Origin of the sequence: Flavobacterium sp. (assembly GCF_040402835.1) — a bacterium.
Classification (GTDB): domain Bacteria; phylum Bacteroidota; class Bacteroidia; order Flavobacteriales; family Flavobacteriaceae; genus Flavobacterium.
In genome coordinates this window covers 1-11,674 of the sequence record NZ_JBBALW010000007.1, presented here as the reverse complement: position 1 = coordinate 11,674, position 11,674 = coordinate 1, and the positions used below count along the sequence as shown (strand labels likewise).

General features: G+C 35.3%; 10 protein-coding genes. 3 read left to right on the top strand and 7 right to left on the bottom strand.

The window, feature by feature from the left end:
• Position 1: 1 nt before the first annotated feature.
• Both AC9UEH_RS03655 and thiL read left to right on the top strand, forming a co-directional pair.
• On the top strand, positions 2 to 1,054 hold the full coding sequence (locus AC9UEH_RS03655; protein ID WP_509528505.1) for an NAD(P)/FAD-dependent oxidoreductase: 1,053 nt from the start codon (positions 2 to 4) through the stop codon (positions 1,052 to 1,054).
• A 103-nt stretch (positions 1,055 to 1,157) separates the two neighbouring features.
• A complete protein-coding gene (gene thiL, locus AC9UEH_RS03650; RefSeq protein ID WP_509528503.1) occupies positions 1,158 to 2,207 on the top strand; it encodes a thiamine-phosphate kinase in 1,050 nt (349 codons plus the stop codon).
• 119 nt (positions 2,208 to 2,326) lie between these two features.
• Here thiL and AC9UEH_RS03645 read toward each other — a convergent pair whose 3' ends face one another.
• The 7 genes from AC9UEH_RS03645 to trhO form a co-directional block, all read right to left on the bottom strand.
• The gene (locus tag AC9UEH_RS03645; RefSeq protein ID WP_509528500.1) at positions 2,327 to 2,986 is read right to left on the bottom strand and encodes a CoA transferase subunit B; all 660 of its coding nucleotides are present in this window, start codon (positions 2,984 to 2,986) and stop codon (positions 2,327 to 2,329) included.
• Between the two features lie 86 nt (positions 2,987 to 3,072).
• The gene (locus tag AC9UEH_RS03640; protein ID WP_509528498.1) at positions 3,073 to 3,771 is read right to left on the bottom strand and encodes a CoA transferase subunit A; all 699 of its coding nucleotides are present in this window, start codon (positions 3,769 to 3,771) and stop codon (positions 3,073 to 3,075) included.
• Between the two features lie 264 nt (positions 3,772 to 4,035).
• On the bottom strand, positions 4,036 to 6,333 hold the full coding sequence (locus tag AC9UEH_RS03635; protein ID WP_509528496.1) for a penicillin-binding protein 1A: 2,298 nt from the start codon (positions 6,331 to 6,333) through the stop codon (positions 4,036 to 4,038).
• Positions 6,334 to 6,337: 4 nt separating this feature from the next.
• Positions 6,338 to 6,823 (bottom strand): gliding motility lipoprotein GldH, encoded by a 486-nt coding sequence (locus tag AC9UEH_RS03630; protein ID WP_509528493.1) that lies wholly within the window; start codon positions 6,821 to 6,823, stop codon positions 6,338 to 6,340.
• A complete protein-coding gene (locus tag AC9UEH_RS03625) occupies positions 6,807 to 8,105 on the bottom strand; it encodes a PSP1 domain-containing protein (protein ID WP_509528490.1) in 1,299 nt (432 codons plus the stop codon). The genes AC9UEH_RS03630 and AC9UEH_RS03625 overlap by 17 nt, the downstream gene beginning before the upstream one ends.
• 373 nt (positions 8,106 to 8,478) lie before the next feature.
• Complete coding sequence (gene tnpA / locus AC9UEH_RS03620; RefSeq protein WP_509528488.1) at positions 8,479 to 8,916, bottom strand: IS200/IS605 family transposase; 438 nt, start codon at positions 8,914 to 8,916, stop codon at positions 8,479 to 8,481.
• A gap of 225 nt (positions 8,917 to 9,141) precedes the next feature.
• A complete protein-coding gene (trhO, locus tag AC9UEH_RS03615) occupies positions 9,142 to 10,497 on the bottom strand; it encodes an oxygen-dependent tRNA uridine(34) hydroxylase TrhO (RefSeq protein ID WP_509528486.1) in 1,356 nt (451 codons plus the stop codon).
• Between the two features lie 475 nt (positions 10,498 to 10,972).
• Between trhO and AC9UEH_RS03610 the strand changes: the two genes are divergently transcribed.
• Positions 10,973 to 11,641 (top strand): WG repeat-containing protein, encoded by a 669-nt coding sequence (locus tag AC9UEH_RS03610; protein ID WP_509528483.1) that lies wholly within the window; start codon positions 10,973 to 10,975, stop codon positions 11,639 to 11,641.
• Positions 11,642 to 11,674: the final 33 nt, after the last annotated feature.

The window sequence follows — 11,674 nt, the reverse complement described above, 5'->3', positions numbered from 1 at the left end:
AATGGTTAAAACAGACATGCTTATTATAGGAGCGGGACCAACAGGTTTATTTACCGTATTTGAAGCAGGATTATTAAAATTAAAATGTCATATTCTGGATGCATTGCCACAAGCTGGCGGACAATTATCTGAATTGTATCCAAAAAAACCAATCTATGATATTCCCGGATTCCCTGAAGTTTTAGCGGGGGATTTAGTTTCTAATTTAATGGAACAAATCAAACAATTCGAACCTGGATTTACATTGGGCGAACGTGCCGAAACTATAGAAAAACAAGAAGACGGAAGTTTTATAGTTACTTCAAACAAAGGAAAAAAATTCCACGCTTCAGTTATTGCTATTGCTGGTGGATTAGGAAGTTTCGAGCCAAGAAAACCACTTATCGAAGACATCGAATTTTATGAAAATAAGGGAATTAAATACTTTATTAAAAATCCAGAAAAATTCCGTGACAAAAGAGTAGTTATTGCTGGTGGTGGAGATTCTGCATTGGACTGGAGTATTTTCTTGTCGAATGTTGCTTCCGAAGTAACCTTGATTCACCGTAGAAATGAATTTAGAGGAGCATTAGATTCTGTGGATAAAGTGCAAGAATTAAAAAACGAAGGAAAAATCAAAATGATTACACCAGCCGAAGTTGTTGGTTTAAACGGCGCGGAACATTTAGAATCAATTGTAATTGACGAAAATGGAGCACAAAGAACCATTCCAACCGATTATTTTATACCGCTTTTTGGATTAACTCCAAAATTAGGCCCTATTGGAGATTGGGGATTAGAAATAGAGAAAAATGCTATTAAAGTAAATAATGCTTTGGATTATCAAACAAATATCCCAGGAATTTTTGCCATTGGCGACGTAAATACCTATCCAGGAAAACTTAAATTAATTCTATGTGGTTTCCATGAAGCAACAATGATGTGCCAAGCAGCCTATCAAATCATCAATCCAGGAAAGAAATATGTAATGAAATACACTACTGTTTCTGGCGTTGATGGATTTGACGGAACTCGAAAAGAGGCTCCAAAAGCAGTGGTTAAAGCTATACTATAATTAGAATAAAAATCATAACGCAAACAATTCTCTGTTTTTAATTAAGTTTAAACCTTCACAACTTTGTACCTTTGCAATTCTAAAAACTTTTGCAACAACAAAAATGATTGAAGATAAAAATCCACAAAGAACAAGTATTGCGCAATTAGGCGAATTTGGGTTGATAGACCATTTAACCAAAAACTTCTCCATCAACCAACCTTCTACCCTAAAAGGAATTGGCGACGATGCTGCGGTTTTGGACTTTGCCGATAAAAAAATTGTAATTTCCACGGATTTGTTAATTGAAGGCGTACATTTTGATTTGGCGTATATGCCATTGAAACATTTGGGTTACAAAGCGGTCGTGGCAAACATTTCAGATATTTGTGCGATGAATGCAAAAGCAACTCAAATTACAGTTTCTGTAGCAGTTTCAAACCGATTTCCCCTTGAAGCATTAGAAGATTTGTTCGATGGAATTACAGTGGCGTCTCGTGAATATAATGTAGATGTCATCGGTGGCGACACCACTTCTTCCCAAAAAGGATTGATTATTAGCATTACTGCAATTGGTCAAGCCGATGAAGCCGAATTGGTTTATAGAAACGGTGCTAAAGAAACCAATCTATTGGTAGTTTCAGGCGATATTGGTGCCGCATACATGGGATTACAAGTCTTAGAACGTGAAAAACAAGTATTCCAAGTCAACCCAAATTCGCAACCTGATTTAGAAGCGTATACCTATTTGATCGAACGTCAATTGCGACCAGAAGCTCGAAAGGATATACGAACTTTACTACACGCTTTAGACATAAAACCAACCGCAATGATTGATATTTCTGACGGGTTGTCTTCAGAAATTATGCACATTTGCAAACAATCAAAAGTAGGTTGTAATTTATATGAAGACAAATTACCGCTCGATCCACAATTGATAAATGTGTGCGAAGAATTCAATATTGACGCCACAACTGTAGCAATAAATGGCGGTGAAGATTATGAATTGCTGTTCACCATTGCAATGGAAGATTTCGAAAAAATCAAAGGCAATCCAAACTTTACCATTATCGGGCACATGACACAAGAAAGTGAAGGGATTCATTTGGTAACTCGCGCCAATACAAAAATCCCTTTAAAAGCGAGAGGTTGGGATGCGATTGCTGAAGAATAAACCTAAAATTACAGAACGTCAACACATAAGTAAATGGGTTTTTCGTGAACTATTTTTAAGTAATAAGTCAAATGAAGATAAAAAATAGCTTCATGAATTCGTTTCCCTATAAAAAATAGTTAGTCTATTTCCATTTCTGGAATGTCTCCGTCAATAATTAAATGAGCTTCGGTTGATGCTATAATGTGCTCTACAGAAATACCAGGTGCGCGTTCTAATAATTTAAATCCTTTTGGGGTGATTTCTAAAACGGCCAATTCGGTAACTACCTTTTTCACACAACCTACACCTGTTAATGGCAAAGTACATTTTTTGAGTATTTTGCTTTCACCAGCTTTGTTTACATGCATCATAGCAACGATAATATTATCAGCAGAAGCTACTAAATCCATAGCGCCTCCCATTCCTTTTACCATTTTGCCAGGAATTTTCCAGTTGGCGATATCGCCATTTTCCGAAACTTCCATAGCGCCAAGAATAGTTAAATCTACGTGTTGCCCTCGAATCATTCCAAAACTCATTCCTGAGTCAAAATAACTTGCGCCCGGCAAGGTCGTAATGGTTTGTTTTCCAGCATTGATAATATCAGGGTCTTCTTCTCCTTCAAAAGGAAAAGGACCCATTCCTAGAACTCCATTTTCACTTTGAAATTCTACCGAAATATCTTTTCTGATATAGTTTGCCACCAATGTTGGAATGCCAATTCCGAGGTTTACAAAATAATTGTTTTTAACTTCTTTTGCGATGCGTTTCGCTATATCGTTTTTATCTAGAGCCATAGTTTTATTTTTTGAATCTTAATTTTACAATTAAATTATCCCTATCGTTTTTCAACTTCAAATTTTCAAATTAAATAATTTTCAAATTATTTTTGTCTCACGGTGCGTTGTTCAATCCTCTTTTCATATTTCTCTCCTTGAAAAATGCGCTGCACGAATATTCCAGGAATATGAATTTGGTTGGGGTCAAGGGTTCCGGCTTCGACTAATTCTTCCACTTCGGCGACAGTTATTTTTGCAGCACCTGCCATGCACGGATTAAAATTTCTGGCTGTTCCTTTAAAGATTAGATTTCCAGCGGTGTCGCCTTTCCAAGCTTTTACAATTGCAAAATCGGCTTTGAAAGCATGTTCCATAACATGCATTTTTCCGTTAAATTCTCGTGTTTCTTTACCAATAGCAACTTCGGTACCGAAGCCTGCAGGTGTAAAAAAAGCGGGGATTCCAGCTTGTGCTGCACGACACCTTTCGGCAAGTGTTCCTTGCGGTATAAGTTCTACATCGAGTTCGCCAGAAAGCATTTGACGCTCAAATTCTGCATTTTCTCCCACATAAGAGGAAACCATTTTTTTGATTTGCTTTTTGTGCAACAGTAAACCAAGTCCAAAATCGTCAACTCCTGCGTTATTAGAAATACAGGTCAATGAATGGGTTTCTTTTTGAACTAATTCGGCAATGCAATTCTCAGGAATCCCGCATAAACCAAATCCTCCGAGCATTATAGTCATTCCGTTTTCAATTCCCATAAGTGCGTCTTGAACGGAGTTTACTTTTTTGTTAATCATATCCTTTTTTAGTTTTTCTGTGTTTTTAGGCACTTCAAAAATAGGGCTTTATTTGTCAAATTTTTCACAATTTTGGAATAAAAAAAGCAATCCTAAAATCAAAATATAAAGATGATTTTGGGGTTTGCTTAAATTTTTATTATTGAATACAAATTTTGATTTATACCGAAACCCTAGCCCAGATGGCAGTGGAAATCCCGCAAAATTGTGAGGCACGAGCAATTTTGTGGATTGCAACGTACAGCTGGATTAGCTCCAAAAAAATTACAAACTAAATTCGTCTGTGTTTTGCTCGGTTTCTGTAGAATCTTTCTTAACTAGTGGCGACCAACAATCTACTTTTATAGAAAGATTATCGGGTCTTTCAAAGTCTTCTTTAGAGATGGTTAACGTTTCATCGTTGTAGCATTTTTTCATTAAAAGTCCCCAAATTGGTAGTGCTGCAACGGCGCCTTGACCGTAAGTGATACTTTTGAAACGTGCCGAACGGTCTTCGCAACCTACCCAAATTCCTGTGACAAGGTTGGGAACCATTCCCATAAACCAGCCGTCGGATTGATTTTGTGTGGTTCCAGTTTTACCAGCAATTGGGTTGGTGAAAACATACGGATAACCGGTAACTCTTTCGTAGCCATAACCGCCGCCTTGAGTTCTTAAGCGAGAGCCAGAGCCTTCTTCGGTAACGCCTTCTAATAATTTTATCACCGCAAAAGCGATGTCTTTATTCAAAACATCGTGCGATTCTGGAATTGGTTCGTATAAAACGACTCCGTTTTTATCTTCAATTCTTGTGATAAATTGTGGTTTGATGTAAACGCCTTGATTTGCAAACGTGCTGTAAGCGGCAACCATGTCTTCCACGGTAATGTCCACGGCACCTAAAGCGATAGATGGTTGCAATGGAATTTCTGATTTTATGCCTAATTTATGTGCCAATGCAACTACGGCTTCTGGACCAACTTTGTCCATTAATTTTGCTGAAACAGTGTTTATGGAGTTGGCTAATGCTTTTTTCAAAGTTACCATTCCACGGTATTTATTGTCAGAATTTGATGGAGTCCAAGATTCGGTTACGTGGTGACGCCCAACAGGAATTGTAAATGGCGAATCGATTATGGAATCGCAAGGCGACATATTTAGTTGCTCAATTGCAGTTGCATAAACGAAGGGTTTGAACGTAGAACCCACTTGTCGTGCGCCTTGAGCAACGTGATCGTACTGAAAATATTTATAATTTATTCCACCAACCCACGCTTTCACATGTCCCGTTTGCGGTTCCATTGACATTAAACCAGTTTGAAGAAAATGTTTGTAATAGCGAATAGAATCTGTTGGCGTCATGATTGTATCTCGTTCGCCTTTCCAAGTAAAAACGGTCATTTTAGTTTTTATGCCAAAAGATTTAATGATTTCGTCATCACTTTTTTCTTGCAATTTTAATTCCCTCCATCGATCAGAAGATTTCATAGCTTGCATCAAAATTTTATCAGTTTCTATTTGTGAAATATTTACGAATGGAGCGTTTTTATTGGTTTTAGATTGGGAAAAAAATTCTTGTTGCAAGTTGGTTAAATGCTCTGTAACTGCCTCTTCTGCATAGGTTTGAATTCGTGAATCAATAGTGGTATAAATTTTCAAACCATCTCTGTAAATATCATATTCAGAACCGTCCGGTTTTTTATTTTCTTTCAGCCAATTTTTCATAAATTCACGAAGATATTCACGGAAATAGGTTGCAATTCCATCTTTGTGGCTTTCGGGGTGAAAGTCTAAAACGATGGGCTGTTTTTCTAATGTAGCTTTTAGATTTTCGGATAAAAAGTTGTTTTTTACCATTTGTCCCAAAACCACATTTCTTCGGCTTTGTACTTTTCCGAGTCTGCGAATTGGATTAAATAAGGAAGGATTTTTAAGCATTCCAACCAACATTGCACCTTCACTAATAGTTAAATCTCGAGGTTCTTTGTTAAAATAAACTTTCGCTGCCGAACGAATTCCTACGGCTGTATTTATGAAATCGGCTTTGTTGAAATACATTGCAATGATTTCATTTTTAGTATATTGTCTTTCTAAACGAATAGCGATAATCCATTCTTTTGCTTTTTGAACGATTCTAAAAGGCAAGAATTTTGAACCTTCTCCGTGAAATAATTGTTTGGCTAATTGTTGTGTCAAAGTACTTGCTCCACCGCTCGTTCCCAAACTTGCAACGGCGCGCAAAGTTCCTCTTCCGTCAATACCTGAATGTTCATAAAAACGTTCGTCTTCGGTAGCTACCAATGCATCAACAAGGTGTTTTGGTAAATCTTGGTATTTTATGGAAGTTCTATTTTCGTTATAAAATTTTCCAATAGTTACTCCGTCAGAGGAGATAACTTCTGTAGCCAAATTTGAATCTGGATTTTCTAAATCTTCAAAAGAAGGCATTGATCCAAAAAGTCCCCAAGAAGCAAATAGAAAAAAGACAGAAAAGCCTCCAAGACCATAAAAAAAGATTTTCCAAAATTTCTTTTTGTAGTATTCGATGTCTTTACCTTGAGGGTTGTTTTTTTTAACTGCCATATTTTTAATCTAATGATTCTATTCTAAAACCAACTTCTGTAATTCCTTCTAAATTTTCTACACCAACGACTTTTCCCGATTGACGCACGACTTGTTTAATGTGGGCTTTATTGTTTTCTGAAGCCTTAAAACGAACATTTTCTTTATAAAAAAGTTTACTTTCTTTTAAATCCGAGAAACCATCACCCAGCAAAGTTCCATCAACATCGGCCATTTGATATTCTAAAGTATCTACTTTTGTGAGTCCGTTGGGTTGTTCCAATGAAACGATTAAAAACAAATTATTGAATTTATAATCGTTGTTGGCTCGCAAGTTTACATATAAATTATACTTTTTTAAAGTGTCTAATTTTGGAAGGTCAAAACTAACCACGGTTTTTTTATTCCATGCACTTCCAACCGATTTATATTCGTCAAAAACTCTTTTTTTATCACAAGAAATCAAGAGTCCAGCAATTAGAATAAAAAGAAAACTACTCTTTAGGCTCATTTTTGATAGCAGGTTTAATGATGTTTTCGTTAGGTCTGATTTTGTTTTCGTTAGGTCTAATTTTATTATCTCCCGATGGATTTGCCTGTTGTTTAGGCTGTTGTTTAGGCTGCGCTGGGCGATTATTATTAGCAACGATTGCGTTTTCTCCTGGACGTTTATTATTTCTATTCGATTTTTTCTTTTTCTTAGGCTGATCAAAACGTGTTAAACTTTCTTGACCCATTGCATTATTGAAATCTTTTTCAGGTTCATCAACGATTTCCAAAGCAAAATCTTCAAGTGATGAAACTTTGTTTTTCAATTTATTTTCAGCAATAATTTCGTTAACCTGTTCAATTTTCAAAACATGCCAATTGGCGAAATTATTGGTATACGCAAACCACATTAATCCCTTGAAAATATCTTGTTTTTGACAAACGGCATCCCCTTTTTCGGTAACTAATTTGGTATCGAAATCTGGAAAACCTTGCAAAGCGTCCATATAAGTATCCAATTCATAGTTCAGGCAACACTTCAGTTTTCCGCATTGACCTGCTAATTTTTGAGGATTTAATGACAATTGTTGGTACCGCGCCGCAGAAGTATTTACACTTCTAAAATCGGTTAGCCAAGTCGAACAACATAATTCTCTACCACAAGAACCAATTCCTCCCAAACGAGCGGCTTCTTGACGAAAACCAACTTGTTTCATTTCAACTCTAGTGCTGAATTCTTTAGCAAAGTCTTTGATTAAAAGCCGAAAATCAATTCGTGCTTCGGCAGTGTAATAAAAAGTTGCTTTTGAACCATCGCCTTGAAATTCAATATCAGAAATTTTCATTTCCAATTTTTGAGCAATCGCTAATTCACGTGCTCTCACCTTCATTGGCTCTTCTTTATCGCGAGCTGTTGACCAAATGTCAATGTCTCTTTGAGAAGCTTTTCTATAGATTTTTAGAACATCAATACTGGTGTGATTGACTCCTTTTTTCTTCATTTGGATTCGTACCAATTCGCCAGTTAATGTTACAATTCCAACATCGTGTCCAGGAGAAGCTTCTGTGGCAACAATATCACCAATGCTTAAAGTAAGTTTTTCAGTATTGCGATAAAATTCCTTTCTTCCGTTCTTGAAACGTACCTCAACGCAATCAAAAGGTGCTTCGCCATTAGGCAAACTCATATTAGAAAGCCAGTCGAAAACGGTTAATTTATTGCAGCTATCGGTGCCGCAAGTCCCATTATTTTTGCAACCCTTTGGCGCTCCGCCATCAGAAGTTGAACAACTTGTACATGCCATAATTTATATGTAGTATTGTGATGAACACAATTTAAGTTCATAAACGATTAATGTGTAAAGATATTATTTTAATTCAAGGTTTATAAGTTTAAAGTTTAAAGTTTTCCAAAAAGAGAAAACCGCTACTGCCAGAAATGGCTATAGCGGTTTTTAGTATAGCTATAATTGTTATGAATAGAACTGTTAAGATCTTTGTCAAAGTTTTGAACTTTGACAAAGATTGAAGCCGTGCATTTTGTTTGTTTTGTCTAATCCTGTTTTTTTTAACGGTTGAAACCGTTGGCTATGGATTTGATTGTCGCGGCATTTATTTCTAATTATATTATTTCCAACGGTTGAAACCGTTGGCTATGGAAACCGATTAAATCATCAATCATTTAGAATTGTTTAATCCGTGAATTTTAATAAATTCATCAAATTCATCTTGACCTTTTTTCTTTAGGTGATGTTGTTTCTGATTTTTTATATAATTATAAACGACCTCTAATTGTGATTCGCTCACGGAATAAGCCGCATAACCTGTTTGCCAAGAAAATTTTTCAAGAATTAGATTTTCTCCATTTATAGAATGAGAAGTACTACCTTTTATTTGCTTGATTACATCGGCTATCGATTTATTGGGATTTAATAAAAACAAAGCGTGAATATGATCTGGCATTCCATTAATGATTCTAACGGGACAACCAAGTTCTATTAATTCCTCCCGAATAGAATCATAAATTTTTTTCTCTATTGAGAAATCTATTAGTTCCTGACGATTTTTTGTTGCCCAAATGGCATGAATCCATAGTTTATTGAAAGAATGTGGCATATATTTTTTATTATTTTAAAAGGTTAAAATCTTTTTGTTTATGTTTTTCATTTTCTTTTCTATCGCCCTGAGGTTCATTTTCTATTGCCTACCCTTGGTTTTTTTATCGCCCACGGTTTCAACAGTGGGAAATTATATTATTCCCAACGGTTAAAACCGTTGCCTATGGTTTTGACATATATTCCAAATTATAACCCAACGGTTAAAACCGTTGGCTTTGGGTTTTTATCCTAAAACTTTATACAATTTATCAGACAAACGAATTCTGAACGAAACTTTAAAAGTACAAATGTCACCCGCAATTGCTTTTTGGACAGTATTTTCGTTAACAAACATCTCTGAAAGTAGCAGTTGCTGTTCGCCAGTTGTTATACCTTTTATAAGAATTCTATCGCCAATATTGATTTCGTTTTCTTCAATTTCGAATTGAGCGATACTCGCTATTGGATAAAAATGAGTTCCTTTTCCAATGAATATTTTCTTAATTTTTGGAGCTTTTGCAACAACTGATTTATTTTCATCAGCAACAAAAATACTATGACTTTCTATATTATTTTTGAACGTTAAAACGTCTGATTTCCCTTTTTTGAAAATTTTATTACCGTTTTTTATGCCACGCCGAACCGCTTTTTGTTCGTCTTCGGGAAGATGAATTATCGAAACACATTCGTCCGAACAACAACCTTCCATTTTGGATTTACACGATTCGCATTGTATAAAAAGTAAGTGACAGCCCTCATTGGCACAATTGGTATGCACGTCGCAAGGAGCGCCACATTGATGGCATTGCGAAACGATATCATCGGTGATTCTTTCGCCCAAGCGGTGATCAAAAACAAAATTTTTACCTATGAATTTACTTTCTAAACCTTCGGCTTTTACTTGTCGCGTATATTCAATTATTCCGCCTTCGAGTTGATAGACATTTTCAAAACCTTTGTGTTTGAAATAGGCGCTGGCTTTTTCGCATCGAATGCCGCCAGTGCAATACATCAACAGTTTTTTGTCTTGTTTGTGTGCCGAAAGTTGGTCTTCGATAATGGGTAAGCTTTCTCTAAAAGTGTCCACGTCGGGTTTTATAGCGCTTGTAAAATGTCCAATTTCCGATTCGTAATGATTTCTCATATCAATCACAATGGTATTTGAATCTTCGAGTAAATCGTTAAATTCCTTCGCTTTCAAGTGAATCCCAATATTGGTAACATCGAATGTTTCGTCAACTAATCCATCGGCAACAATTTTGTCACGGACTTTTACGGTGAGTTTCAAAAACGAATGATCGTCTTGTTCTACGGCAATATTTAATCGGATTCCTTTCATAAAATCATAGACTTCTATGGAATCTTTAAAGGCATAAAAATTATCTGCGGGTAACGAAAGTTGAGCGTTGATGCCTTCATGGGCAATATAAATCCGACCTAAAACTTCGAGTTTGTTCCAAGCAAGAAATAATTCGTTACGGAATTGTGTGGGATTTGAAATTTGCGCATAAGCGTAGAAAGACAACGTGAGTCGCTGTTTTCCGGCATCATCAATCATAATGGCTCGCTCTTCTGCGCTTAATGTGTTGTACAGTTGCATGCTATAAACAGTTTAAGTTGAGAAAATAGTTGTGCAAAAATAGGAAAAAAGGTGCAAAGAAGCAAAGGTTTAAAGGCGTAAAGTAGCAAAGGTTCAGTGACACCTGACAAGTTTTGGAAACCTGTAAGGTGGTACAACTTCTGTTTCTTTTGTAGCGAATTGCCCTTAACTATTTGCAATTGCAATTCCCGCTTTCGGCTATATCTCTTCGCTTCGCTGCGAGGATACCGCCTCAAATGAAATTCACTGAACTCCAATTAAAATAAAAGTGTAGTGAAGTAATCGGGGCTGAGGGAAAAATTATTTAGCTTTCTTTTATTATCTGGCTTTAAAAAATCTGATATAGAAAAATTAAAACTACATTTGAAAATAAATAATGCGAAACAAACCTTCGCCAATCTACCCAAATCTAGGGTGATAAGCGAAGGTTTGTATCGCCTATGAACAAGTTAGCAACATTTTAAAAACGACATCGGTGAAAGGCACTATTTCAACTATATTATTTCTGCTATTAACAACATTTATATATTCTCAAAATACTAAAACGAAGATTGAGGAAAATAAATTTATTGAAAGAAGAGAAAACAAATTCGGAGTTACGGACAGTTTAAAAAACATGATAATTCCATTTGTATATGATTTTATTGAGTTTAAAAATCAAAGACTGATTATCCGAAAGAATAACTTAAATGGTCTTTTTTCTCTTGATAATAAAGAACTTCTCCCTATAGAATTTGAATTTATATTATCGCGGAAAAATGAAAGATTTATTCTTTGGTCAAATAAATCAATATTTGGATTGTCTGATATTAATGGAAAAATTATAATTCCACTACAATATAAGAGTGTTTCTTCTACAGAAAATGATGATTTTTACATAACGGAAAACGGAAAAAATCTAAATGGAGTTTATGATTATAACGGAAAAAACATAATTCCAGAAGAATTCAAATTTTACACAGTTGATAAATATAGAATATTTGCCACAAAAGATAATAAATCACAAATTATAGAAATAAACAATTCGAAAAACAATATAATTTTAGATGAAAAAATTGAATTAATTGAAACTGTTAGACATTATTCAATGGGTGAAAATTTATTTCAAATCATAAAAAAAGAAAAAATGTATATCCGTTTTTAATCATACTCCTGTAATACTTGCTATCACTAGTCT